Below are 25,772 nucleotides of genomic sequence, written 5' to 3'. Positions count from 1 at the left end.
CGACTACCCGGTAGTTTCAATTTAACTGTTATACCCTGGTCTTGTGCACTGGACTCTCCTCGTAAATACACTTCTGAAAAGGAAATCTGAGGCATGATTTTACTGTAGTCACTAACAGCAGAAGCTTGAGTACCGAATATTGAACCGATACCTGATGTTACCCCAGAAAGCGCATTCAAACCTGCTTCTACTCTCTGTTGACCAAAGAACATACCTGCTAAGCCGCTAAGAAATCCGCTTGCAGCATTCATGGCATCATCAGCAACAGCCATGTTTGTGCCTGAATCATTCACACCGTCAAAAAGCTCTTTTAAATCATCCAGTTCAGAAACCGTAAAGTTACCTGCTTGGTCTAAATTGTTTTCGAGGCTGCCAGAAACATTCATTAGATATTTCTTGGGGTTTCCGATATCTTCATCAGTGATGTTATGTGACGTCCCAACCGCATGACCATATAATTCAAGTGTCTCCACTTTCTTAGGGAAGATATGTATATCAAAGTCGATGTCTTCACCTGGCGCACAAGGGTCAAACTCGACAACAAAATCAGTCAGTCCCCATCCCCCGTCTTGAACATTATTTATTCCACCGAACCCAGTCACTGATTCTTGATAAAACCTTGCATCAGAGGATTGGTTCGTATTGAATATTTTCGCCTTACCTTTTACAGACATTTTTACAGACAGTCCCGTACCAATGTCACTAGCCCCCATATAGGACATGACTCTCAACTTAGCAGTCAGCCTGTTGTAAAGAATAATGTAGGGGTACTGATTTGACGACCAGCTATCATTTCCATCCGCACTCCATGTTTCTTTTGCATTTTCATAGTGGGACATTTTATAACCTAGGTTGAACTTTAATATTTCCCAACCTTCGTTTGGATCCATATCCGGTACTTTGTCTAGAATCGATTTAGAAATAGAGCGGGCACAATCAGTTCCTACTGGTTTTCCATTTGGCCCCATAATGTCACCTGTCAACATTTTTCCACCAGGAACGTTATAAAGTGACTCAACTTCACAAATATAAAAAGGACTCATTTTAAGCTCTTCAGCACCATTAAGGCTGGACATTCCAATTTGATAATGCTGCGTTCTCCAATCGAAAAGGTTCTTTCTATTTACAACATTAGAATTTGGGTAATAGGGTTTATCCGGATGTGTAGTTATTGTCGGTTGTTGCCAACGTTCATCTACATTCTGAGGTACATTTGCCCATGAAGAGAGAGGCGCTAACATCGCCATATTTATCAGTATTGCCAATTTTTGTCTTTTCATAATTTCCACCTAAATCAAGTCGATTGCCAATTATTGCTTGCATTGTTTTTTGAGCATTTAAAAAAGCCGACTGCCTAATAAATAAAGCATGACAAAAGCATGAGTTCAAATAAAAGAAAAATATTTAGATCTTAGAAATACGGCAATTTTTATTAAAAGTGAGACATAATGACCTAAAAGAAAGGAAAATCACATTTAGAGAAAAGATTTCGATCTCTTATTATTCCATTTGGATATTTATTTTTCTTTGAGAAAGAAAAAAATCATAACAAAATTTATTACACCAGATAACAAAGTTGGGAATTTTACACTTATATGTCTACATATTGATCACTTTAAATCTGTTGAGAGGCGTCGTGTAACTCACTTCCGACTCATACTTTTCTGGAAGATCTCCGATTCAGTCCGCTGCAATATCGTTCAATAACTTCGCTTCTGGCTTTGCTAACGTCTTCTTCATCAGAGAGGAGAAAGCAATGAACAGTCTGATTCTGACGATGACCACCTTTGCCTTTGTCGGTGCGGTAACACCCGGCCCAGTAAATATTCTCGCCACCAGCACGGCGATCACCCAAGGACTAAAAGAAGCCATTAAACATGTTATCGCGGCTTCGCTGGCGTATGCCCTGGTAGTGATTCTGTGTGGCGGGGTGATGCAAAGTTTGCTGTCGTTGATTCCTTCGCTGGAAACCACCATGCAGCTCCTTGGCAGCGCATTTCTTTTGTATCTTGCCTACAAAATTTTCACGGCACCTGTCTCCGCCATTGAGAAAAACGCACAGACGCAATCAGGTTGGTGGACAGGTTCCATCACCCAGCTTCTCAATCCAAAGGCGTGGTTATATGCCCTTTCCGGCGTGAGCATTTATGTGGTTGGAAGGGAAAACGAAGTGTATTGGCTGGGCATGTATACTTTCGTTTCTTTGCTGGTGTGTCTGATTAGCATTGGCTTTTGGGCTGTACTTGGACATATTTTGTCCAGCAAGCTTGAAAACCCCGCTCATCAGCGCCAATTTAATAGAGTGATGGCGATTGTATTGGCATTGTCTGTCGCGGCAATTTGGATTTAATTAGGGTCTGGGACGAGCAATGAAAAAGGACAGCACCACACAGTTCAAACAAAGCACGCTGCTGCCTTGGGTGGAAATGCGCGTCGCCAATCAAAGTCGCGCCTGTTATGAAGCCCACTCCCATGATGAGTTTTCATTCGGCATTATTGAGCAAGGTCATTCTGACTATAAAAACCGCCATCGCGTGAACGATGTTCGCGTCGGCGATATCGTCACCATTAATCCCGCTGATGTGCATTCCTGCAATCCAAAGGGCAACACCTGGTCTTACAGCATGTTGTTCGTCGATACGCTGAAAATGGGCGAAATCCAACAGGACATCCTTCAACACGCGCACCGTGGTTACAATCAGGATTACACACCTTTCAAGAACGATTTGGAGCGCAATCCGCTCATTCAAACCCATTTTCTGGCATTGTTGGAAGCATTGATAGATGACAACAGTCCACTAAAAGCACAAGTAGCGTTTTACGACTTTATTGAATCCAGTTTTTGGCAGCACAAATTGAGCACAGAGAAAACTCAACGTGAGGGTGATGTTCTTAGAGTCAGGGAAAAAATGCTGGATGAGCTCACCGAGATCCATCAACTCGACAGTTTGGCAGAAGAAGCGGGAATGAGCCGCTATCAATTAATTCGTGCATTCAGACAGCGTTTTGGTCTGCCGCCCCACGCTTACCTGATGGATGAGAAAATCAAGCGCGCGAAAGTGCTGCTTCGTGAAGGCAAAGAAATTTCAGAAGTTGCTTTCGAACTTGGCTTTTCCGATCAAGCGCATTTTCAGCGCCACTTCAAAAAGAAACTGGCAGTGACACCTAAGTACTACCAGTCCCATTTTATCGGCAACTAATCAGCCGAATCGGTAAGCATCCATCGCTAGCAGTTTGTCATCTTGCCAGCTTTGGTGAATGCGCACGGCGTCATCTTTCCCGCTTGCACCAAGCACTGCAACCAATGGCAGGAAATGGTCATCCGTTGGGTGATTAAAGCGAGCATTCGGCGCGTCAGTCAGAAAATTCACTACCGCTTCGTGGTCTTTGTTTTCCAGCTTGTGTGCAATCCAATCCGTAAACGCTTCTGCCATCGCAGAGCCATTCGGCGTTTTCTGACGGCTGAAAATTTCGCGAAGGTTGTGGGTTATCGCCCCTGAGCCAATCAGCAGAACGTTTTCTTCTCTTAGCGGCGCGAGCACTTTGCCGAGCTCGTAGTTCATCTTTGCGCCTTGCTTACTGCTGATAGATACCTGCACCACGGGAATGTCCGCATCGGGATAAATCAGTCGTAGCGGGATCCAAACACCGTGGTCCCAGCCCAAATCTTCATCTAAAACGGCTTTGTAGCCAGATGCTGACACCATATCTGCAATTTTGTTGGCCAGATCAGGTGCGCCCGGCGCAGGATAGGTCAGTTCATAAAGCGGTTTTGGAAAGCCATAAAAGTCGTAGATCACTGAAGGCGAGGCACCGGAAGTAATCACGACATCGTCATCACTGTCGAGATGACCTGAAAAAATGACGATCGCTTTAGGTTTGTTGAGTGTGCCACCCAGCAATTTCATAAACTGGGAAGCGTGGCTGTTTTCAATTGCCAGCGTTGGACCACCGTGCGATAAAAACAGAACTGGTTGGGTCTTATTCATTGATGTGTCTCCTTTTTCTAACCTCCCGCGAAGTTTCTCGTTTCTGCGTCTCAGCGGTATCGATATCTAACGTTACAGCAGATATAGTCGAAGAATTAACCGCTTGAATTTGACAATCTTGTTCAGAAAAATCGAACTGAGGCGCTGATATGGAAATCCAAACCTTATTACTGTTTGTGGTGGCTTCACTTTCTATCAATCTGATCCCCGGTCAGGATGTGGTTTATATCGTGTCCAATACCATGGCAGGAAAACTAAAGATGGGGCTTCGCGCCGCGACAGGCTTAGGTGCAGGGTACTTCGTGCATACCTTCGCAGCCGTATTTGGTCTTTCGGCGATTATCGTCAATTCCGCTGTCGCCTTTATGGCGGTGAAGTATTTGGGAGCGGCTTACCTTTTGTATTTGGGTATTTGTGCGCTGAGAAACTTCTTTTCTGGCAACTCGAAGATCAATATCAGCGCTTCCGATGCGGGCAATAACGTCAATGTTTTCAAACAAGGCGTGATGGTGGCAGTGTTGAACCCCAAAGTCGCATTGTTCTTCCTGTCATTTCTTCCCCAGTTCATTGACCCGACAGCGGCCTCCCCCGAATACCAACTTCTGGTTCTTGGCGTTGTTTTCTGCATCACCGCCACGCTTTGCAACCTCGCTTATGCCATTGTGGGAAGCTGGTTGTTCTCGTCGGCAAAATCCCAACGATTCTCGCGTGTGATTGAAGGGACTTCAGGTGTTCTCTTAATCGGTTTGGCAGGAAAAATCGCCTTGAGCAGAGAGTAGACTCTTATTTATAGCTCGCTGTTTTACCTAAATTTCACTTTTCCTCGACCATACTTCTGATAGTTCGAGATCAAACAGGATAAGAAATGAAAATATTAGTGGTAGAAGACGAACCACAGTTAAGTGAACAAATACTCGATACCTTAGAAAAGAATGGATGGGTGCCGGAGCTCTCTGAAGATGGTATCGATGCTCTGTATCGCGCTACCTCAGAGCCTTGGGATGCCATTGTGCTCGATTTAGGGCTGCCGAAAATCGATGGCCTGACAGTACTGAAAAGCATCCGCGACGAGAATATCAACACCCCGGTTATCATCCTAAGCGCGCGCGATACCCTTTCGCAGCGCGTTGAAGGTTTGAATGCCGGTGCGGATGACTACCTCACCAAGCCGTTCGAAATGCTCGAACTCATTGCCAGACTTCGTGCTCATCTAAGACGTGCTTCCGGCAGTGCATCGCCTGTTTTACAAATGGGTGACTTGAGCCTGGATACCCGAACGTCAACCGTGCTTTGGCAAGGGCAAGCAGTCACGCTGACCGCGCTGGAATACAAAGTGGTTGCTTACTTCATGCATAACCCTGAGAAGATGATTTCCAAAACAGAGCTGGTTGAGCACATCTACAAACAGGATTTCGAGCGCGACTCTAACACCGTCGAAGTTTTCATTGGGCGAATACGCAAGAAGATAGCGCCAGACATTATTAAAACCGTGCGCGGGTTGGGGTATCAACTCAATGCGCAGTAGAGTCAGCTATATCGGCAAACTCAGCCTCAAAAGCCGCCTGCTTTTGGCAACCGTGATATGGGCAACCGTCATGATTTCTATTGCCGGGATCGGAATCCCAGTGCTGATGAATGATTATCTCGTAACGGCGACCAAAGAGCGCTTGCAGCTGTCGATGGATGAAATCTCCAACAACTTGCAGCTTGATGAAAATCAGCAGTTGGTGTTGGCACAGCCTCTGTCAGACGCCCGTTTTGAACGTCCTTTCAGTGGGCTGTATTGGCGTATTACTCAGGGAACGACGGTGTTACGGTCACCATCGCTGGCGGACAAAGATTTCAAACTCTCCGACGGGCCCATCAAAGAAATGCTTGGTGCGAGGAAAGAACCTCTCATCACCATTACCCAGACCTTTATACCCAGCGGCGGAACAACGCCAGTCACCGTCAAAATTGGTATCGATGAAGATCCCACCGAAGACGTATTGCAAAGCCTCTCCAGTAAGCTTTGGGTAATTTTATCCATGCTGTTTGTGGGCGTGATTGTGTTGGTTGGCTTGCAAGTCGCATGGTCGCTGCTGCCGCTAAATGACATGCAACGGGAGTTGGTGAAACTCAAAGAAGGCAAACAAGATGCCCTTAGCACTAACTACCCGCAGGAAGTCTCGCCACTGGTGTCCGATCTCAATGCCTTACTGTTTCATTATCACGAGTTACTTTCCCGTGCCCGACAACATGCGGGCAACCTTTCCCACGCGCTCAAAACGCCTTTATCCGTGCTGAAAAATGACGTGCTTTCACTGGATGAGGAAAGCCAGAAAAAGCTGCTGCCCTCGATTGAGCGTATCCAGAGCCAGATTGACTACCACCTTGGTCGCGCTCGGGTCGCAGGTTCAATGAATATCCTCGCGGTGAAGTCTAACCCCAGCGCACGGGTTGATGCGATCACGCTGGCATTCGACAAGGTTTATGCTTCTCGTGAAGTCATTGTCATTAACGAGCTTGATGATGAATTTGACGTTGCCGTCGACCCTGCTGATTTGGATGAAATGTTGGGAAATCTCATCGAGAACGCTTATAAATGGGCAAACACCTTGGTGCGGATTTACACTATTGATGCGGGAAAAGAAACGGTTCAAATCTGTGTTGAAGATGATGGAGAAGGCATTCCCGACGAAGAGCTGACGAACGTTCTCAAACGCAGTGTCAGACTCGATGAATCCACGCCCGGCACGGGCCTTGGACTCAATATTGTCAATGAAATTGCCCATAGCTATCGTGGGAGTCTTGAGTTAACAAAAGGAAGCATGGGCGGATTAAAAGCGGTGCTGACAGTGAAGCTCGCCCGCTAGGGTCTATTGACCTTAAGGGAAGAAGGATTTGGACTATTTAGAGCCGCCAATCATGGCGGCTCTTTTTCATCTATGTAGTGGTTAACTTCATCTAAGGGCTAACATTCGCTAGTGATATCTCGTTGTCGCTAACCACCAACACCCTACCATCGCTGTAATAATCGTGCTGGTCATCCACCGCCAACGGGGTCAATGCCTGATAGTACTCTGTTGAAAGCTGAGGAAGCTGCGTATTGATCATGTTCGCCAGTTCATCGCGCTCTGCGTCGATATTCGGGTCAATGCTGTGTAGTACGGTGATGATCCCTGAATACATGGTCAGCTTTAGCCCATCGTCATAGCTAATGGCACCTACCCACAGTGGCTGATTCAAATCTTTATCAATCCCGGCCTGCCACCAGCGAATATGTGAGCGTTTCAGTAAGTCGCCCGGCAATTGGAACGCCATATCCTGAGGACGTTCATTCCAGAATAAATCGGATACAGGTGGTGTCTGACCTTTCAGCAGATCAACATAGTCAGCCCAATCAATATCGTTACGGGAGAAGGTTTGATTCTCCAGCCAACCTAATTCATTCATCATGGTTCTTGGCGACTCGCCAACATAAAGCACATTCACCCCTTGCGCATCAAAGAATGGCGATTTGCCGGGGTAAACTTTGTAGCTCAAAGAAACTGGCGTTACCGTCTCTGTTGGCACTGTGTCGACAAAGTTGTCGGCGTACCAGAAGTAGTGGCTGTAATTTACGCCAAGCATGGCAACTAGAAAGAAGGCGCTGACTTTTGGCACTAATTTCTTCCATTGGAAGGCATAACCTACCCATGCAAGAATCGCGGTCGCCGCGATGGCCATTAAGCTGTATTGGTGCTCGCTGACCATCGAGACAATGGTGTCCAACAGAGGAAATTGCTCAACACCTGCGGCCAACAAATATCCCCAAAGGATAAACTGCCCTGCGCCCAGAATCAGACCGATTGTCGAGTAGAAAGTGAAGCGTCCCCATGAGACCTTCTGTGAACCAGCCATAAAGGGAACTACCCACGCAACCGGCCCCAACAGTCGGGCGAAGGTCATCGCATAGGCTCCTTTTGTCGCCATCAAACGTCGGCAACGTGCAAATGCTCTGCGGGTTTTTGGCTGCCACTTCATCAGTTTTTGCTGCACAGGTTTACCGAATTTCCGTCCTGCCAGATAGCTGAGTTGGTCGCCGAGAAAACCACCCATCAAGACCATGATCACGCCTGTGATAATGCCGTCATACAGCTGGTAACCCGCGGCCAGCAGGAAAGGCTCTGCTGGCACAAATAAGTTGGGGCCTATCAGCGCATCAAAAAAAGCGCCCAGAAATAAACCGATAGACTCAAACATGATGACCTCTTAGTCCTTTGCTCTCATTCATTCCGTTGGGCTTACTTTTGGTCCTGATAGTGACCAAAGCGGTATTCCATTTCGTTGTTACGCATCTCACCGAAGAAGAAGCGTCGGAAGTTGGCCTTCAGGTATACAAAGCCTGTTGCAACCATGCCGTCTTGATCCAATCGGCGCGGGTCGAACTGGAAAGCCTGATTAATGAAGCGAAAGCGCATCAGCTTGCTGGCACGGCGAACGTAATCACAGTCTTCACATAGGGTGATTTTTTCATCAAAGCCTTCGAGCTGTTTGTGTGCCGTGCGGGTTGAGAAAATACATGCGCCCACAGCTGTCGGGAAGAAAAACTGTGTGGCAAACATGCCGCCATTAAATGCTGCGTAGCACACCTTCTGGACCGCTGGCAGTGCCTTGGCACCCATGTAAACGCCAGCTACCTGAAGATTCTTTTCATTCAGTTCTTTCAATGATTTTTCGAGGAACTCTGGTTCCAAACGCACATCGGCATCCAGAAACAACACGCGCTCATGGTTGGCAATGGAAGCGCCCGTGTTACGACCAAGGCTGACACCACGGGTTTCCATGCGATGCACAGTCAACGCTGGCAGGTGTTTTTCAAATGAGCGCGCAACATCGCGGGTCGCATCGTCGCTGTTTGAATCCACCAGCACTACTTCGAAGTCTTGATGAGTCTGGTTGACCAAGTCATCCAGCAGTCGGCCGATACGCTTTTCTTCATTGAGGGTAATAATGACTACGCTGATAGGTTCCATTTCTTTCTCCTTCATTTGATTGATAGAGAGAGAATAAAGAACCCACACTTAACGTCCGGTGAGCACTGCGTTCAGATTCAGTTCATGTTGGAAAATACCAAAGAAAAAGAGAGAAGCGTATCCAGTTTACGAATGAATATATGGCGCTGCTTGGCGAGGAGATATAGGGTCAGTCCAGATTTGTTTTCGAAAGCCACATTAATGGTGAACAGCGATGGAACTGGATTATTTAAGACTCAACAAAGAAGCATGGAACAAGCGAACGGCAGTTCACATTGAATCAAAGTTCTATGGTGTTGAAGCGTTCAAACGGGGGAAGTCTTCACTCAATCCCATCGAGCTCGAACAAGTCGGAAACGTAGAAGGTAAATCCTTGCTTCATCTCCAATGTCACTTTGGTCAGGATACCCTTTCCTGGGCACGTTTAGGCGCAAAAGTCACTGGCGTAGACCTGTCTCCCGCTGCGATTGAACAAGCCCAATGCCTCAGTCGCGATTTGGGCCTCGAAGCAAGGTTTATTGAAAGCGATATCTACGAATTTGGAGAGAGCAACACAGAGCAATACGATGTCGTTTTCACCTCTTACGGTGTGCTTTGTTGGCTACCGGATCTGTCGCGCTGGGCAAAGACAGTCGCAGGTGCACTGAAAGTGGGTGGGGAATTCCACATCGTTGAGTTCCTTACTTTTAACGACTTACTCTACGGTTACTCCTACTTTCCAAGTGAGGAACCGGATATTGAAGAGGAAGGCACTTACACAGAAAACTGCGATGGCACCACATCGACCATGGCTACCTGGCCACATCCACTCAGCGAAGTTATCAATGCGCTGATTCAGGCGGGCCTTCGAATTGATGTTTTTGCCGAGTATCCATATAGCCCCTATAACTGCTTCGAAGGTTTGGAGTATGTAGAGCAAAAAGGCTATCAATTACTTCACAAAGGTCAGCAAGTGCCATTGCTATATGCCATCAAAGCCTCGAAAGACACTCGCTGATTACCAAGAAACAGTTGTCAGAGAACCAATTGTGGATGTTTAATTCGCTGGTCATTATAAATTCAAAGAGAAACAACAATGTCTTCCACTCCAGTTTGGCCAGCCATATTAAAACTCGATGGTGATGACGAACTGCTTTTTATTGCCAGTCAAAGCCAGTTTGAAGATGAAGCAACAGACATGATTTTCAGCGACGAAGATATCCTGATTGATTCCGAAGGTGCCAGCTTTTTACTGTCGATGGAAAGCCGACAAATTTCACTCGCTCCACACACTAAACAATTCGATGCCATCGAGGTTTCTGCGCTGATTCAAACCCATGAGTTTTGCAAAGCAGAGGTCTGTCTGACCAAAATTTATTTCCCCACGGTCAAGGAGGCCATCGCAGCGTTAGCGCCATTCAAACGATGAATACTCTCGATGAAAAACAGACATGCCCTGTGTGAGATCCACCGCAATTGATCTGCGTATCTTCAGTCATTTACGCTTACAACCCCATCACGACTGTTCCTTGTCATAACCCTATGTTTAGCTAGCCTCACACGACGCTAAAAACAACTAATGGGTGAGATAACGTGGAATTCCTGCTTGAACAAAACCTGATTCAGGTAAGCTCTTTTTTCGCCGTAACACTCGGCATTTTGGTTCTGTTTATCGGACGGAGACTGAATCAGGAAATCCCTGTATTGAAAGAGTTCAGCATTCCTGAACCTGTTACTGGCGGCATCCTTTTTTCTGTGTTGTTTTCACTTATTTATGCCTTCACAAGTATCGAAATTTCCTTCAATCTCGTCGCAAGAGACATATTGCTGGTCTATTTCTTTACCACTATTGGCATTAACTCCAGCCTTGGTGATTTGATGAAAGGCGGACGCCCACTGGTAATTCTCCTGCTCATCACAATTGGCTATATGGTGGTGCAGAATCTGACGGGGATTACCGTTGCAGGGCTGTTTGGTCTTGAATCGCCTGTTGGTTTGTTGGGCGGCAGCGTTTCCCTGATTGGCGGGCATGGCACAGCGATCGCTTGGTCACCAAGAATTGCTGAGGAATACGGTATTTCCAATGCGATGGAAATTGGTATCGCCAGCGCCACCTTTGGCCTTATCCTTGCCAGCTTAATGGGAGGCCCCATTGCCAAATTCCTTATTCAAAAGCACCAGCTAAAACCGCAAACCGTTGAACCTTTAGATATCGGCTCAGAGGAAAACCAAGCGCCAAAGCAAATCAACAGCTTCGATTTCCTGGATGCCGTTCTGGCGATTCATATCTGTATCATTCTGGGCTTTGCTATCAATGAGGGAATCTCTGAGCTTGGTCTGCAACTGCCGCTGTTTGTCAGTTGTTTGTTTGCGGGCATCATCATGACTAACCTCGTCCCCAAGTCTTTCCCAAGGCTCACAGGTACGCAATGGCCATCGCGCAAGCCTGCCGTTGCTTTGCTGGCAGACATTTCACTGGGTACATTTCTGGCAATGTCTTTGATGAGCATGCAACTTTGGACGCTCATCGATTTGGCAGGCCCGATATTTACCATTCTTGCCGCGCAATTCCTTGTTGCCGTATTGATCAATATTTATGTGGTGTTCCCAGCCATGGGTAAGAATTTTGATGCCGCGGTGATTTGTAGTGGCTTTGGTGGTATCTCGTTAGGTTCCACACCAACCGCAATGGCGAACATGTCAGCGGTATCTCAGCGCTACGGAAACTCGCATTTGGCGTTCATCATCGTGCCTTTGGTGTGTGCTTTCTTTATCGATTTGGTCAATGCGTTGATGATTCCATTCTTCTTGGCGAACTTCTGATCGACTTACATTGGCACTTGGTTCCTACATCAAGTGCCAATCCTCGTCATCTCGTGTTTTCTCTCGTTACCCTCTTTTCAGTCTCTGGCATTCGTTGGTGCAATGAGTTGTGCTTCTCCAATTCGGTGTTGGAGGATGTTATATCCAGCCAGTGCTGGAGAGCCATCAACTGGCACCTCTAACTTCTCAACATCCAGAGCAAAAACCGTAATTTGATAATTGTGTTTGGGTGCATTAGGTGGCGGACATGCACCTCCAAATCCGACAAAACCGAAGTCGTTTCGCTGCATCTGGGCTCCTTCAGGCATCTGAGACCCATCCTTTTTACCTGCATTCAGTTTTAGATATTGCACATCGGCAGGGATGTTAATCATCACCCAGTGCCACCAGCCGCTGCCAGTTGGTGCATCCGGGTCATACATGGTCACCGCATAACTTTTGGTGCCTTCCGGTGGATCGACCCATTTCAGCTCTGGCGAATAATTCTTTCCCGTGCAGCCCCAGCCATTAAATATCTGACCTTTCTTGAGGGATTCCCCTTCTGTAACCTGCGGGCTTGTCAGCGTCATGGCAGATGCACTCGTCGCTAAAAACAGCGAAAAAGCCGCCATCAATTTAGGATTCATTGTGGTGTCCTTCTTTATGGATGAACCCCAAGTATTGTCGGGTATAGCGTGACTCAATGTTTTCTTTGTGAGATGCAAAAACGCGAATATACTCGCGCTCTGTTATCAGCTAAATGCAGGTATGACTGTGAATCAGGCACCAACAAAAATCACTTTCTTTGAATGGCTGACGCCGCTTGTCGCATCAGGAAAGAAAACCATCACCATTCGCGATGAATCAGAAAGTCACTATGTGCCGGGAACGCGCGTCGATGTTCACACGCTGGAGAAGGACGAGTACGTCTGCCAGATTGATATCGTGTCAGTAGAAAAAATTGGTTTTGATGACATCAACGAAGAACACGCTGCTCAGGAGTTCATTCCACTGGAAGAGTTAAAGCCATTGATCCGCGAAATCTACCCAAACGATGAAGATTTCTATGTGATCACCTATACGCTGGTCGCCTAACTTCTGGCAGACGATGATATGCAAAGGCCACCCAAGGGGGTGGCCTTTCTGTTTCTGCTACAGAATGTTTTTCAACGCCTCAAAGAAACGGTCAATTTCCTCGAAGGTGTTGTAGTGCATCAGCCCGACACGGAGGATACCGCCTTTCTCTGTCACGCCAAACGCATCGGTCAGTTTGTCTGCGTAAAGGTGACCACTCCAGACATAGATTTGCTGCTTGCCCAGAGCTTCTGCAATCTCCATTGGATCACGGTCGCCGAACCGCAAAGCAAATGTCGCCGTTCGTCCTTCCACTCCATCAATGCCATAGAGTTCTGCGCTCTCGACGCTCTGAAGCTTTTCAAGGAAGTAAGCCGAAAGTGCGGACTCGTATTGATGGAGGTTGTCATAGCCCTTAGCCAATCGGCTGCGCAAGGTGTCACCTTCCCCCAAGGACGCCAAATACTCAACAGACGCAACAAAGGCACTCAGTGCTTCGAAGTTCAACGTACCAGTTTCAAAACAATTAGGGGCAAAGCTTGGGGCCGGCTCTACTTTGTAAGGCGTTACCGACGAAAGCAGGTCGAATTTTCCGTAAAGAAAGCCAAGGTGAGGCCCGTAAAACTTGTACGCAGACCCCGCGAGAAAATCAACATCCAGCGCTTTCACATCCACCAGTTGGTGAGGAAGCAAATGCACAGCATCAACAAACACTTTTGCACCCACAGCATGACTTTTGGCAATCACGGCTTCTAGGTCAGTAATGGTGCCCGTAATATTGCTGGCAGCCGTCACAGCCACCAGTTTGGTTTTCTCACTAAGTAGAGTCTCAAGCGTGTTTAAGTCCAGCGTACTGGAACGATCTTTGATCGGCAGATGATGCACCGTCACACCACGATCTTTGGCGGCCATGATCCAGCTTGATCGGTTGGCACCATGATCCGCGACAGACACGATCACTTCATCGCCTTCCTCCCATTGCTGGCTCAATGCGCGGCTAAAGCTGAACGTCACTGAGGTCATGTTCGCCCCGAAAAAGACTTCATTTGGCGCTGAACCCAGCAAAGCTGCGGCGCTTTCCCTGGCTTGTGTGACCAAATCCACCGTTTCCTGACTGACCTGGAATTTCCCGCCAAGGTTTGAGTTGCCGCCTTTCAGGTACGCGCTGAACGCATCAATAACGGAATCTGGCATTTGTGTACCACCGGGACCATCAAGGTAAACCGGAGTGACGCCCTTTACTTCTCGCTGCAACGCAGGAAATTGGGCTCTTAATGCTTGGATATTGGTGCTGTTAAGCGGTGAATACGAAGACATCGCGCACTCCCTCCTCGCCTCGGTTACTCGACAGTGTTTCTGAGATGTGGTGATAGTAACGTTGGTCATCCAGAATGATGAATTGGTTTGGTTCCAGCACCGTATTCAGGTGTGGGTGTTGATCCACTGGAGAGGAATAGATCTGGGTAAAACCACCTGCAATGTTCTTACGCTGCACACAGAAAATGCCTACAAAGCGGAAGCCATCCTGATGAATACCCTCCGGTGCCGGCGCGCTGGTATCGCTTGCCGAACAGGTCACGCGGATCTGATGTACGTCGATGTTAGCGCCGGTGTGTTCAAGCCCAGTGGCACTGGCAAAGGACTTCAGCAAGTGCTGGAATTCGGGCAAATCGATCATGTCATCAGACATTGGTTCAAAGTGACGTTCAATATCGCCAACTACCCGGTTTACCTCTGATGACTGCATGAACGCCGCGTGGGGTAAACGGACAATATCGCCTTTGTCTGAGAGCGAAAAACGGGCGTAGCTTCGGAAACGGACATCGCTATCGACATAAGGGTCTTTGCTTAGCTCACCAAAGTAAGGGAGCAAGGTCGAAGCAACATTCTCGGGGGTTTGGAAGGCTTCAATCAGAAACTTGTTTTGCATATCTCATTCCTTGTGGATTGGTCTGACAAAACCCAATCTGTTACTAGATTGTTAAAAGAATCTTATGCCACCCAAATACATTTCATCAATAGCAAAAACCAAATAAAGTCTGATATGCCAGTATTAAATCTCGCCACTTTCCGAATTCAGAATATCTGATTGCATTTAATGAACAGCATGGAATTAATCTCCGTGATCTAGATCGTCCATAGTGAATAAAGACTGTCTATGTGTGTGAAGCGTAATCACCTAATGTGTGTGGGTTGATCTTTCATTAGGGTCAGTCACTATTTATTCCATCACTTAAAGGAAGTTAGAGAATCCATGACATTGGAATGCCGGGTTGTCGCCCACATTGAAGAGTTTGGTGAAAAAGCCTGGGATGCGCTGCTCGCTGACGACTACCCTTTTCTTCGCTATGCCTTTCTGAAAACGTTTGAAACCAGTCAAACCATCAGTCGGAAAAGCGGCTGGTACGCCCAATATATTGGTGTTTTCCGCGGCGATGAACTGATTGGTGCGGCACCTTGCTACCTAAAAACTCACCCTTATGGCGAATATGTCTTTGACTGGTCCTGGGCGGAAGCATACGAAGACGCGGGCTTGGAATACTACCCTAAGGTTATCTGTGCTGTGCCATTTACTCCGGCATCAGGCCCGCGCCTTTTGGTTTCACAGAGTGAAGATGACGTAGAAATTCGCCGATACCTAATGGGGGCCATGCATTCACTCGCCGAACAACTTGAATGTTCCGGTATTCACATTCTTTTCCCGCCAAAAAACTTGCTGGAAGAGCGCCATGCTGGCGGCTTTCTCGAGCGACGCGCTGTCCAGTTCCACTGGTTCAACCGCGACTACAGCACGTTTGATGACTTTCTGAATGCCCTCACTTCCCGCAAACGCAAGAACATCCGCAAAGAGCGCAAAAGCATTGCCGAACAGGGTGTTTCAGTGGAAGTTGTTGAAGGACATGAGGTGACAGCAGAACAGCTGAGTCGGTTCTATCAATTCTACCAACGTACTTACCTCAAACGCTCAGGCCATACGGGCTACCTGAATCAGGACTTCTTTGAACAACTGATGATCGCAATACCCGACGCATTGGTATTGGTGTTTGCTTTGGTCGACGGAGAACGTGTTGCTGGCTCGCTGTATTTTCGTTCTGAAGAAACCTTGTATGGGCGTTATTGGGGGTGTCTATCGGAGTTTGAAAACCTTCACTTTGAGCTGTGCTATTACCAAGGTATTGAATATTGCATTGCCAATCAGATCGCCCGTTTCGATGCAGGCGCACAAGGCGAACACAAGCTGCTTAGGGGATTTGAGCCAGTCATCACCCATTCACTCCATCATTTGCGTCACCAAGGCTTCCATCAAGCAATCGAAGATTATCTGCAACGCGAGCATGGATTAATTCAGGGTTACTACGAGGATGCGCTGGCCCACCTGCCATTCAAACAAATCTCAGACTCACAATGAGTTAGATGATGCTTAAATAAAAGAAAAGGCAAAAAGAGGTTTCTATGACAGATCTCACTCTACGCTGCGAATGTGGCGAACTGGAAGGCACGTTAAAACGCGTATCGCCTCAATCCGGTAATCACATGGTCTGCTACTGCGATGACTGCCAAGGTTTCGCAAAACATGTCGGCAATGAAGAGAAGTGGCTGGATGAATGGGGCGGAACAGACATTTTCCAATTAGCACCCGCAGACATTGTGATCCACCAAGGGGCCGATCAGCTCCGCTGTGTCAGAATGACTCCGGGCGGCATTTATCGCTTTTACACGGCTTGTTGCCACACCCCAATTGCCAACACTATCAGTAGAAAACACCCATTTGTCGGCATCCCTACCGCCGCGATCCAAGATGCGAAAAAAGAAGAAGCGATTGGGCCTGTGAAGTGTTATGTCATGGGCTCTTTTGCGAAAGGCAACCCACCGACAAAACCCCACCCAAAGTTTTCGATGAAGTCATTAGTCGCGGTCATGGGTTTTATGCTGAAAAACAAAATCAAGGGTACCAACGTACCGACGCCGTTTTTCAAAGAGGATGGAAAGTCTGTCGCGGTACCGGACCAAACGGTGAATCGGGGCTGAAGAGTTTCATTTAATACGTTTAGGGCGCATGAGATCAGCGAAATGCTCAACGCGGTTTCTTCCGCGCTCTTTGGCACTGTATAAAGCCTTATCAGCTTCATCAAACAGGTTTTGCGTGGTGACGTTGGCGGAGTTGGTTTGAAGTGTCGAAATGCCAATGCTCATGGTCACATCACACCCCCAGGGGAAATGGATTTCTTCGAAACGCCTGCGTATACGGTCCGCAATTTCTGTCGCGTCACCCTGACTGATTTCTGGGCATACTACTAAAAACTCATCGCCGCCCCAGCGGCCGACAAAGTCGTGTTTTCTCAACTGCTGACGAAGATGTTCTGCCGCGACGACCAGACCCCTATCACCCGCTCTGTGGCCTTCAGTGTCATTCAGTCTTTTGAAATTATCCAGATCGACAAGAAGTACCGAAAGCCCGCGGCCATAGCGCTTTGCTCGCTTCACTTCCTCATCCAGTTTCGCTTCAATATAACGTCGGTTATAGACGGTAGTCAGTGCATCGTGCGACGAGTCTAACTCCATTTGCTTTAGGGCCGTCATATCACGGGCGATGGCAATCACCCCTTTATGGGGGCCAAAAACGAACGAAGAAATGGCAACATTAAGCGGAACCAGCCTGCCGGACTTCGTCTGCCCTTTGATCTCGGCATTATTACCGCCCATCACACGACTGCCTTTGTTGGCGATAAATCGTTCTCTGAGCTTAACATGGCGATCTTTGACGGTCGGGTCGACGAGGTCTTCAATCTTCATTTCTTTCAACTCGGATTCGCTGTATCCGAATACTTTCGACGCCATCACATTGGCTCTCAGAATTTTTCCATCGATATCTGAGTAGATGAAAGCATCAGGAGAAGCATTGAAAATTGTGTCGATTTCCTTAGCCCGCATTAACACTTTTCTGCTCACGAAAGAGATCGTAAAAGCAAAGGCCAAGATGATAAATAGCGGGTAGGTACTGCTGACGAGAGTCCAAAAAGCATTGGTTTGATTACTGGCCAACGTTTCGTTGTATTGCTCAAGAGGACTCGGAATCAGATCTGCACGCAGCCTCACCAGCGCTGCACGGGCTTGACTGTCGTCTACCCTGACCAATCTATCAGCCTCCTCGGCGGGCAGATGTGCGTGATGAAGGTACAGGTCATTTAGATTACGAAAGTATTCGTTTAGGGTCGCCTGAACTATCAGCAAATCCTGTTGGTCGTATTCAGGCAATTCCGAAGACATGACTCGCTTCAAAGCATCCGTGGTTTCCCAATAGCTTTCCGTGGCATCTCTGTAGTAAACATCTTCGCGACGAATCACATAGTTTTTGAAGTGGTGAATGAAACCAACATAGCCAAATGCCCTTTCCAGTTCAGCTAAGTCCAGAGCGATCTGAATGTTTTGAACTGACGCCTTATTCCATGACTCATTCATCTCGTTCAAGTACTCAGCCTGACGAACATTATGAAACACCAAAATGGCGCAGACCGAGAGAGTCAGCGCACTCAGAAGTATGTTTAGCTTCCGGAATGTCATGGCCACGTTGCCTGATAAGAAGATCGCCTGTCTTCTAGTTTAGACATCACTAACAGTTGTGATTCATTACATCAACGAACTGTGAAATTGAACGAGTATTTGAGGTGTCTGACGACAAATACTTTTTACCCCAAAAAAGAAAAAGGCAGCCGAAGCTGCCTTTTATCGAAATCTAGCGTGTTAGGTTGTCTGCAGTTTTGCTTTGACGGCGTCCATACGCTTGTTCCAAAATTCTCTGTATTTGAAGTAGCCATATGTCGCGACCAAAGAGAAAAACAAGTAAGACAATGCAAAGACAAAGGGGGAAGTAATCAACTCCCTTTCCAGACTCCACATGACACCAAACACCGTGATACCCAGCTTAACTGCGAATCCAGAGATCAACAGCAGAAGAGCAAGTTGAGGGTACTTAGTGTGTCGGAAGCTTAGCCAGTAACAACACCCTACAGCTATCGTCGCTAACGAAAAGCCCACCATATATGAGTGGAAGTGATCGCCAGCCAGGATGCCGCCAACAACTGAAAGAAAAATAACCGCGAAAAAGGCCATTTCTACTCCAATAAGCAAGGTTAATGAAAAGATTGAGCGATTTTTGCTCACTTGCGGCTATTTTCACACACTTCGTTTTAAAGTGCTAAAAATTAAAATATTACAACCCTGTAACATATAGGCGTTTAATCAGAGAGTTAGAGCATTCAAATTGACGATATTTCCATCACTTAGCTAGAGATCAGCAGGTTAAAAACTTGTTGTTTTGTTACTAATGGAAATATTTCGTTACGAATTAGATGTAAAAATATGCGAAGTGAATTTGATTAGGTGGGGGTGTCAGGCCATTTAACACTGATTTATTTGTGAGCGGCCGATGTGCGGTATGGCAGACAAGGCCAATTTAAGGAAAATTGGATCGCCAGACATAAAAAAGCCGGGCAAAAACGTCCGGCTTTTTTCGAGGTGGTTTAAGCAACAGATGAAAACTTTTCTTCCAGCAGTTTCTTGTCGAGATAGGCTTGGTTCAACGCACCAACTTCTACTACCGGACCCAACATTTTTACGCGCATCAGCGTACCGTGGGATCCAGCAACTTCCGCAATACGGCCTTCTGAGTAGTCATTCACATACTGGAACGTTTCAATAGCCAAATGCAGTAAGTTGAAGTCCTGACGGCGGACAGAAAGGTAAGAGCGCCACATTAGCGCATCGAAAACTTCAGCCGCACTGTAAGCTCTGATAACAAACCGCCAACCTCTATCTTCGCCATAGAAGTCCAATGGGAAAAACTTGCGGATTCGTTTTGTCGTTTTCAATGTGATTTCTCTTATTCCATGTGAAAACCCGTTGCACTTGATTAGCATTGCCACATCAAGCACATACAGATTGAGTATAGAAGCTGATTTCATAGCTGCCACAGCAAAAAATGAAATAAATTGCTGTTTTTATTTTTGTTTTTTTTAAAAACAGGTCTAAGTAATAAATCGCTAATGCTGTGCTCTTACCGTTATTCAGAATATTGTTCTGGGCAAAGCTTAGGGGCTGTTGGCTCAGACTGACACAAAACCTAAAAATCTGTGCAGACCCTTGGGTTCATATCAGTAATAACGCAACACAATCGAGCAGCCTAAACTACGCTTATAGGTCGTTTTCAAGGGCGGGCAGTTTACATGAAATTGAAGATTTTCCGATGGATAATCGTTGTTGTGATGATAATTGGTGCTTTTATATTCGGCGTGGAGTATCAAAAGTTCACCTACCTCGATGCCTGCCTAGATATGGGTCAACAAACTAACGTAGGTAGCCACCGTGTGTGTGTCAGCAGGCACGATTAAGGAAACGACCACCAGAAACGATCTTCAATACCCAAACAACCTAAAGACGCATGATTCATGCGAGTTTGACTTACGTGCTACATCTCTTTTTCATTTGACTGATTTATATCCAAACGGCATTCAATAGCGGTAACAGGCTATTGTTTGCGCTATTTTTGAGTCACTTTTCCTGTAAAATGCACACAGCTGACAAATTTATTGATAAACCAATGGAACGTCGGTCTGGGAATGAGAAGCAGAACAAGCAAACTTATCCACTTGATATTCAGGCTCATTGACTTCTAAGAGCACGGTGGAATGCTGTTTATCTCTTCCTCGCAATGCGTGCCGTCTTACGCTTTTATCAAGACCGCTCTCGCAGTTTGCTTTTGTTTAACAAAACCATGACATGTTCATTCACTATCTTTGAACATGTTGTCATATTTTGTGTCATATATGCTAAGACGCATCCTATTCGAGAATGTCGTCTTACTCATTAAGAGCCGTCGAAACGATAAGAGCCTTGAATGCTAAAAAGTTTTCATAAATCACGTCAGAGCATACAGACCAAACTTTCCGCCATTGTACTTGGCATCAGTCTTATCTTTGCTTTCGTGTCTGTGACAGTTCAACTTGGCATCAATTACAGCAACACGGTTGAGTGGACGACAAAATCTCTCGAAAAACGCATCAAGAGCACCATCAGCACAATTGGCTATTCCCTCAAGCAGGATGATCTCACCCTACTCGTTCGCCAAATGCAGCAACTGGCTGATATGCCTTATGTCAGCAACGTCTATCTGGTAGGTGATGACGGCCAACAGTATTGGGCAGACAACGCTTCTATGAGCAAAACTGATGAGCATTTCATGCGGCAGGATTTGTTCTATCAGGGAAAAGATATTGGTGATCTTGAGATCTATCTGGATTTCGAAGCCATCAAACAAGACGCTTTCAAGAGCGCGACACCCTCAGCATTCGTTTATCTCTTCGAAGCACTGTTGGTCGCTTTCCTGTTGATTGTGATTGTTCGCAGAACCTTCACCCGCAGAATCCGCTCATTGGTCGACACTGTCGATCGTATCGACTTGAATGCGGTAAGAAAATTTGCGATTCCAGAAAAGCTGACCCGAAGCGAAGACGAGCTTGGGCAGGTTGCCCGCTCAATCCAAGAGCTGTACATGCGAATCCGAGGCGATTTTATCCAAAACAAACTCAAAGAACGGACGCTAAAGCAACACAAAACCTTGCTGGCAGAAGAAGTGACCGTGCGCGCCCAGGAGCTTGAATGGCAAAGTCTTGCAAACAAACTTCTCGCCGATCTTTCTCTTCGTCTGCTGAAAGGCCACAAAACCAACGTTGAACATGATGTTCGTATTTGTATGCCAACCCTCGCCAAATTGTTCGAATCCGACCATGTGTTCTGGCTTTCTATCGATCAGGAAAAAGTCTCATATCGTGCCTCCTATCCTGTCGACAGCGATGAACCGTCTATCGATTTTAGCGACAACTACAAAGTAAAACGCTGGTTAATGGAAGCACAGGATGTCGCCACCGTAGACATCAACAACCTTGATGAAAATGCCATTACCGAGCGGGACTTTCTTGAACATCTGGGTGTACATAGCCTTGCGATGTTCCCGTTGACGGATGGCCGCAAGAGTTTTGGTTTGGTCGCCGCCACCACGAATCACCGCTCTATACGCTGGAACGAGAATAAAAGTCTTCTGCTCAAACGCTTCGCTACCATGCTGAGTGAATTGACGATTCGAGAGCGCGATCATCTGGCGATGACTGAACTCCAAGAAGAGCTCATCATGGCTAACGAACGACTGCGCTTGGAAGCAGAAACCGATGAGTTGACCCGCTTATTAAACCGTCGCCCATTTAGCCGCCTATTCAGCACCGCTCTGTATGATGCCGTTGATGATGACACCGCCGTCACCATCATGATGATCGACATTGACCATTTCAAAGCCTACAACGATATTTACGGGCACCTGCAAGGCGACAAGGTACTCAGTTACGTCGCACGCGCCATGAACAAAGTGGCGAATGAATATCATGCGCCTCTAGCACGGTTTGGTGGGGAAGAGTTCGCCCTGCTATTGCCAAAAGCCGATCCAGACTTCGCCCAGCAAGTCGCATGGGAACTTTGCCAAACCGTACGTGACCTTTGTATTCCTCATCAGGGGAGTGCGAACAGCGGCATTATTACTATCAGTATCGGCGGTATTATCTGTAAACCGACACCGGATACCCAACCAAACCAGTTGCTTGAATCAGCCGATCAATGCCTCTATAAAGCCAAGCGCGCTGGCAGAAACCGCGCCGAACTTAAGCGCTACAGTGTATACACCGAAGAAATAATGTAGTGTCAGTCAATCGCGATTCAAGGGCAGTCATTCACTGCCCTTTTCTTTTTATTTCATAACTTTATTCCATACCACCACATCTTAGTGACGCTTTTTCACGCTTTGTCTCTTAAATCAGAAACTCTGAATTTCCCAACTATGCAAACATGAGTCATCGATAAACCGCATGTGCAAGGGGTTCAGTATGGTGCCTGTCAAATCACCCAGACAAATTTGCCATATCGTCAGTTCGCTGAACGATACAGCGCAAAATGATCTGGTTTTTGCCAACATCCGTCAGTTTCCTCATCCTCACTATGAGCACACGTTGGTTGTTTTGAAGAAGTCAAAAGTGCAGCCGGTCAAACTGCCGCGTCAGGTCAGCTGTTTGGAATTGGCATTAAAAGGCTCATTGCCCCGCCGCCTTCGTACGTGCAATAAAGCGCTCACTGCGCTCAAACCGGATATTTGCCAAACCTATGGCGACACGACGTTTCCGATACAGTGGTTGGCACACCGTCTCGATATTCCAGTAAAACTGCATATTCACAGTAACAGTGGCAGCCATTGTGGTTTTTGGCGTGAGCTTCTGCGACCTTGGAAATACCGCTTACTCGCTCACTCGGCAGATTTTGTCATTACACCTGAAGATGAAAGCCTGAATTGGCTTGAGGAAAAGGTAGGACTGGAATCAGGTAAGGCGCACTTAATCCGCACAGGTATTGATAACCGTCATTACTGCCCGCCCCTACGCGAGATAGACCCCAACATCACTAATCATTTTATTGGGACAGTCCCTATCCCGACACAACGTTTTGTTATCGGTGTTCCGGTTTCCGGTTTCTGCAAATCGACCGTGCTGGCCTTTCTTGATGAATACATGGCAGCGAGAAAACAGTCACCGGCATTTGCCCGTGATTGTCTGCTGTTGTTGCTGGGCAATAGTCCAAACCTTCGTGCTTATCGTAACGTTTTGGACAGTTTCAAGATCACCGAGGAGAATGTTCGGTTTTATAGCCATCTTTCAGACAATGAGCGTTTCTATAGTCATATTGATGCTATTGTCAGCTTGAATGATGACACCCACACGCCGGTCTCTTTGCTGGAAGCGATGTCGATGGGACTCCCTGTGATCACCCATCGTTCTGACATTGACAATTCAGATGAGGAACATCCGCTTCGCTGGCAAGTAGCAAACAGCGAACCGCTGATTCAGCATCAGCTCCTCACCCTGTTTTCCGATAGTCATTTTCGCCTCAAACTCGGCCAGGCTTCCCGCGCTTATGTGATGAACAAACATAACCACCACGAACACAGAATCCGCTACCGAGCGCTCTACGAAATGGCTCAGCGTAGGGTTGTTCACGAAGAAGATGTGCCAGCAGCGCCTACGATCGCGCCCTCTCAACTCAATCGCTGAACGATCATCTTCAGGTTATTTGGGCATTTAACAACCTCGACGCATTCATTGTCGCAAATTCAAGAATATGTGAACTATTATTTAGTCAGGCTCGTGATTAAAGGCAGCGACTGACGATGAAAATTCTGGTTGTCGACGACATGACTTCCATGCGACATGTAATGCTGAACCTGCTTCGAAGCATTGGGTATTTGGATTTGGAGGAAGCCACCAACGGTTGGCAAGCCTTCCAAATGCTGCAAAAAACACCCTACGATTTACTGATCACTGACCTCAACATGCCAAAAATGGATGGCCGTGAGCTGCTGCAAGAAGTACGTGGCAACGAAAAGCTCGCCAAAACCCCCGTATTGATAGTCTCTTGCGAACAAGACAAAGATAAGGTGAAAGAGCTAATCCAACACGGCGTTAACGGCTTTGTGGTCAAGCCTTTCAATGGCGTCACCCTGCAGAAACAAATCAATCGCATCGAACGCCAACAGACGATGCAAAAAGAAAAAACAGACGAAAAGAAGAGTTGGATTAACGGAGAGTAAATGCTGCCTCCATTTCCAGCTCAATCGCACTGCATCGCCAATACTCAAATACCACTTCCTGCGCCACGCCCGACTCATCAACATTCACTTTGGTGATTTTTATTGCCGGAGAACCCGTGGTTGAGCGGGTAGCGAGTGCGACATCTTGGTCAAAAGTGGTCGACACAACACGGTACTTTGCCTCAGTGACCTTGAGTTGCCATTCGCTTTGATAAAGTTCAGACAAATCTCCCTCCAAAGCATGCTGCAACAGGTTAGGCACACGTTCTGCGCGAATCACATGTTCTGCATACATAACCGGCCTGCCGTCCAGGCTGTGGACTCTTTCAAATCTAAATACGTCAGAGAATGGAGGAAGGGACAGTGCCTCAGTGCTTTCTTTGTTCGCCATCATACTATCGCTAGAAAGCACTTCTGTAGTGGGTTTTCGCCCTAGAGACAAAGCGACTGATGAGAACTCATAAGGCTTGGACAGATTGATCACCAGAGGCCGCTGGGAAATAAACCAGCCGCGACGATCTTCGCGGAAAATCAGTCCATCCGCTTCCAGCAATGACAGTGCCTCTCTCAAGGTAACACGGGTTGTCTTGAATGCTTCTGCCAGCTTTCTTTCTGATGGGAGTTTAGTGCCAGCAGCAAGCTGGCCACTTTGAATTTGTTCGCGGATAGCGTCAGTGATTTTGATGTATTGCAAGTGCAGCCATTCGAAAGCAATCAGAGATAAACCTCAGCATACCTCACTAACCATGAGAATACAGCCAGTTATCCCCAAACGACCTGAAGATACGCTTACGAATACTTTGAAGTTAGCGCCAGCGAACACCCGCCAAAGAGATAATTTCCATACGCTCCAGCTCTCGCAGCAGATTACGGGCATATTCAGGTTCACAGACCGAGAGCGCTGACAGTGCAGCACCGAGTGGCAGTTTTTTTTCAAGCAAAGAAAGGAACACACTGGTAGCACTGTCGCAGACCATTACGTCGCCATTGGAAGGGCTGAAAAGTACCATCTGGTCGCCAGATTCGTAGCTACATACATCCAACGAGAATCCTTCTGCAAGACAGACTTCGACATCCGCTTTCAGCACCAGATTATTATCTATTAGCTCGGTCATTCTCATCGTTACTACTCCACTACATATACCCAAGCTATCTATCCAGACTCGAGATAATGCAGATAGCTTGGGTATAGTCACTTTGCATCACATTAGACGTCATCATGAGCAAGCGACAATTTAACTGTATATGCAGAAG

26 protein-coding genes are annotated in these 25,772 nt (G+C 46.9%); 14 read left to right on the top strand and 12 right to left on the bottom strand.

Annotation, left to right across the window (positions count from 1 at the left end):
- Window positions 1-1,280, bottom strand: a 1,280-nt coding sequence (locus D515_RS10840; RefSeq protein ID WP_204366350.1) for a hypothetical protein, incomplete at its 3' end; no start/stop codon positions are given.
- A 476-nt stretch (window positions 1,281-1,756) separates the two neighbouring features.
- Here D515_RS10840 and D515_RS10835 point away from each other — a divergent pair.
- Together D515_RS10835 and D515_RS10830 are read left to right on the top strand one after the other, a co-directional pair.
- Window positions 1,757-2,350 carry a LysE family translocator gene (locus D515_RS10835; protein ID WP_002538412.1) on the top strand — a complete coding sequence of 198 codons (594 nt, stop codon included), beginning with the start codon at window positions 1,757-1,759 and terminating at the stop codon, window positions 2,348-2,350.
- A gap of 19 nt (window positions 2,351-2,369) precedes the next feature.
- Entirely contained in the window at window positions 2,370-3,200 is an 831-nt protein-coding gene (locus D515_RS10830; protein WP_002538410.1) for a helix-turn-helix domain-containing protein, read from the top strand.
- On the opposite strand, the gene D515_RS10825 is transcribed toward D515_RS10830, so the two are convergent.
- Window positions 3,201-3,989, bottom strand: a complete 789-nt coding sequence (locus D515_RS10825) for a DODA-type extradiol aromatic ring-opening family dioxygenase (RefSeq protein ID WP_002538408.1) — start codon at window positions 3,987-3,989, stop codon at window positions 3,201-3,203.
- Window positions 3,990-4,138: 149 nt separating this feature from the next.
- On the opposite strand from D515_RS10825, the gene D515_RS10820 reads away from it, so the two are divergent.
- From D515_RS10820 to D515_RS10810, 3 genes are all read left to right on the top strand, one after another.
- A complete protein-coding gene (locus D515_RS10820) occupies window positions 4,139-4,768 on the top strand; it encodes a LysE family translocator (protein ID WP_002538406.1) in 630 nt (209 codons plus the stop codon).
- Between the two features lie 86 nt (window positions 4,769-4,854).
- Window positions 4,855-5,514, top strand: a complete 660-nt coding sequence (locus tag D515_RS10815; protein ID WP_002538405.1) for a response regulator transcription factor — start codon at window positions 4,855-4,857, stop codon at window positions 5,512-5,514.
- Window positions 5,504-6,844 carry an ATP-binding protein gene (locus D515_RS10810; RefSeq protein ID WP_002538403.1) on the top strand — a complete coding sequence of 447 codons (1,341 nt, stop codon included), beginning with the start codon at window positions 5,504-5,506 and terminating at the stop codon, window positions 6,842-6,844. The genes D515_RS10815 and D515_RS10810 overlap by 11 nt, the downstream gene beginning before the upstream one ends.
- A gap of 91 nt (window positions 6,845-6,935) precedes the next feature.
- Here the strand turns inward: D515_RS10810 and D515_RS10805 are convergent, their stop codons facing one another.
- On the bottom strand, window positions 6,936-8,213 hold the full coding sequence (locus D515_RS10805) for an LssY C-terminal domain-containing protein (protein WP_002538401.1): 1,278 nt from the start codon (window positions 8,211-8,213) through the stop codon (window positions 6,936-6,938).
- A 41-nt stretch (window positions 8,214-8,254) separates the two neighbouring features.
- Window positions 8,255-8,986 carry a glycosyltransferase family 2 protein gene (locus D515_RS10800; RefSeq protein ID WP_039849897.1) on the bottom strand — a complete coding sequence of 244 codons (732 nt, stop codon included), beginning with the start codon at window positions 8,984-8,986 and terminating at the stop codon, window positions 8,255-8,257.
- Between the two features lie 214 nt (window positions 8,987-9,200).
- Here D515_RS10800 and D515_RS10795 point away from each other — a divergent pair, with 214 nt between their 5' ends.
- The 3 genes from D515_RS10795 (at window position 9,201) to gltS (ending at window position 11,788) form a co-directional block, all read left to right on the top strand.
- Complete coding sequence (locus D515_RS10795) at window positions 9,201-9,983, top strand: class I SAM-dependent methyltransferase (protein WP_002538399.1); 783 nt, start codon at window positions 9,201-9,203, stop codon at window positions 9,981-9,983.
- A 78-nt stretch (window positions 9,984-10,061) separates the two neighbouring features.
- Window positions 10,062-10,394 carry a DUF4144 domain-containing protein gene (locus tag D515_RS10790; RefSeq protein WP_002538398.1) on the top strand — a complete coding sequence of 111 codons (333 nt, stop codon included), beginning with the start codon at window positions 10,062-10,064 and terminating at the stop codon, window positions 10,392-10,394.
- Between the two features lie 164 nt (window positions 10,395-10,558).
- Window positions 10,559-11,788, top strand: coding sequence for a sodium/glutamate symporter (gene gltS, locus D515_RS10785; RefSeq protein WP_002538396.1), 1,230 nt, complete (start codon window positions 10,559-10,561; stop codon window positions 11,786-11,788).
- Window positions 11,789-11,865: 77 nt separating this feature from the next.
- Here gltS and D515_RS10780 read toward each other — a convergent pair whose 3' ends face one another.
- Window positions 11,866-12,414 (bottom strand): YbhB/YbcL family Raf kinase inhibitor-like protein, encoded by a 549-nt coding sequence (locus D515_RS10780; RefSeq protein WP_002538395.1) that lies wholly within the window; start codon window positions 12,412-12,414, stop codon window positions 11,866-11,868.
- Between the two features lie 127 nt (window positions 12,415-12,541).
- On the opposite strand from D515_RS10780, the gene yqfB reads away from it, so the two are divergent.
- The gene (yqfB, locus tag D515_RS10775) at window positions 12,542-12,862 is read left to right on the top strand and encodes a N(4)-acetylcytidine aminohydrolase (RefSeq protein ID WP_039849934.1); all 321 of its coding nucleotides are present in this window, start codon (window positions 12,542-12,544) and stop codon (window positions 12,860-12,862) included.
- A gap of 57 nt (window positions 12,863-12,919) precedes the next feature.
- Here the strand turns inward: yqfB and D515_RS10770 are convergent, their stop codons facing one another.
- Window positions 12,920-14,158 (bottom strand): cysteine desulfurase-like protein, encoded by a 1,239-nt coding sequence (locus D515_RS10770; RefSeq protein ID WP_002538392.1) that lies wholly within the window; start codon window positions 14,156-14,158, stop codon window positions 12,920-12,922.
- The gene (locus tag D515_RS10765; RefSeq protein ID WP_002538390.1) at window positions 14,136-14,771 is read right to left on the bottom strand and encodes a 2OG-Fe dioxygenase family protein; all 636 of its coding nucleotides are present in this window, start codon (window positions 14,769-14,771) and stop codon (window positions 14,136-14,138) included. Before D515_RS10765 ends, D515_RS10770 begins: the two co-directional genes overlap by 23 nt.
- A gap of 324 nt (window positions 14,772-15,095) precedes the next feature.
- Between D515_RS10765 and D515_RS10760 the strand changes: the two genes are divergently transcribed.
- Complete coding sequence (locus D515_RS10760) at window positions 15,096-16,250, top strand: GNAT family N-acetyltransferase (protein WP_002538388.1); 1,155 nt, start codon at window positions 15,096-15,098, stop codon at window positions 16,248-16,250.
- A gap of 44 nt (window positions 16,251-16,294) precedes the next feature.
- Entirely contained in the window at window positions 16,295-16,870 is a 576-nt protein-coding gene (locus tag D515_RS10755) for a DUF6151 family protein (protein ID WP_002538387.1), read from the top strand.
- Window positions 16,871-16,876: 6 nt separating this feature from the next.
- Here D515_RS10755 and D515_RS10750 read toward each other — a convergent pair whose 3' ends face one another.
- From D515_RS10750 to D515_RS10740, 3 genes are all read right to left on the bottom strand, one after another.
- Entirely contained in the window at window positions 16,877-18,403 is a 1,527-nt protein-coding gene (locus tag D515_RS10750) for a GGDEF domain-containing protein (RefSeq protein ID WP_002538385.1), read from the bottom strand.
- Window positions 18,404-18,583: 180 nt separating this feature from the next.
- On the bottom strand, window positions 18,584-18,952 hold the full coding sequence (locus D515_RS10745; protein ID WP_002538383.1) for a hypothetical protein: 369 nt from the start codon (window positions 18,950-18,952) through the stop codon (window positions 18,584-18,586).
- A gap of 410 nt (window positions 18,953-19,362) precedes the next feature.
- The gene (locus tag D515_RS10740; RefSeq protein ID WP_039849896.1) at window positions 19,363-19,710 is read right to left on the bottom strand and encodes a hypothetical protein; all 348 of its coding nucleotides are present in this window, start codon (window positions 19,708-19,710) and stop codon (window positions 19,363-19,365) included.
- 1,025 nt (window positions 19,711-20,735) lie between these two features.
- Here D515_RS10740 and D515_RS10735 point away from each other — a divergent pair.
- The 3 genes from D515_RS10735 to D515_RS10725 all read left to right on the top strand — a co-directional run bounded on the left by D515_RS10735 (window position 20,736) and on the right by D515_RS10725 (window position 24,518).
- Window positions 20,736-22,583 carry a diguanylate cyclase domain-containing protein gene (locus tag D515_RS10735; protein WP_002538380.1) on the top strand — a complete coding sequence of 616 codons (1,848 nt, stop codon included), beginning with the start codon at window positions 20,736-20,738 and terminating at the stop codon, window positions 22,581-22,583.
- A 184-nt stretch (window positions 22,584-22,767) separates the two neighbouring features.
- On the top strand, window positions 22,768-23,982 hold the full coding sequence (locus D515_RS10730; protein ID WP_152442366.1) for a glycosyltransferase family 4 protein: 1,215 nt from the start codon (window positions 22,768-22,770) through the stop codon (window positions 23,980-23,982).
- 116 nt (window positions 23,983-24,098) lie between these two features.
- Window positions 24,099-24,518, top strand: coding sequence for a response regulator (locus D515_RS10725; protein WP_002538377.1), 420 nt, complete (start codon window positions 24,099-24,101; stop codon window positions 24,516-24,518).
- Here the strand turns inward: D515_RS10725 and D515_RS10720 are convergent.
- The gene (locus D515_RS10720; RefSeq protein ID WP_002538374.1) at window positions 24,505-25,212 is read right to left on the bottom strand and encodes a UTRA domain-containing protein; all 708 of its coding nucleotides are present in this window, start codon (window positions 25,210-25,212) and stop codon (window positions 24,505-24,507) included. The two genes, D515_RS10725 and D515_RS10720, sit on opposite strands and share 14 nt — an antisense overlap.
- A gap of 112 nt (window positions 25,213-25,324) precedes the next feature.
- A complete protein-coding gene (locus D515_RS10715) occupies window positions 25,325-25,633 on the bottom strand; it encodes a hypothetical protein (protein WP_239643967.1) in 309 nt (102 codons plus the stop codon).
- Window positions 25,634-25,772: the final 139 nt, after the last annotated feature.

The organism is Grimontia indica (assembly GCF_000333895.2).
GTDB lineage: Bacteria > Pseudomonadota > Gammaproteobacteria > Enterobacterales > Vibrionaceae > Enterovibrio > Enterovibrio indicus.
This window is presented reverse-complemented; position numbering and strand designations above follow the sequence as displayed.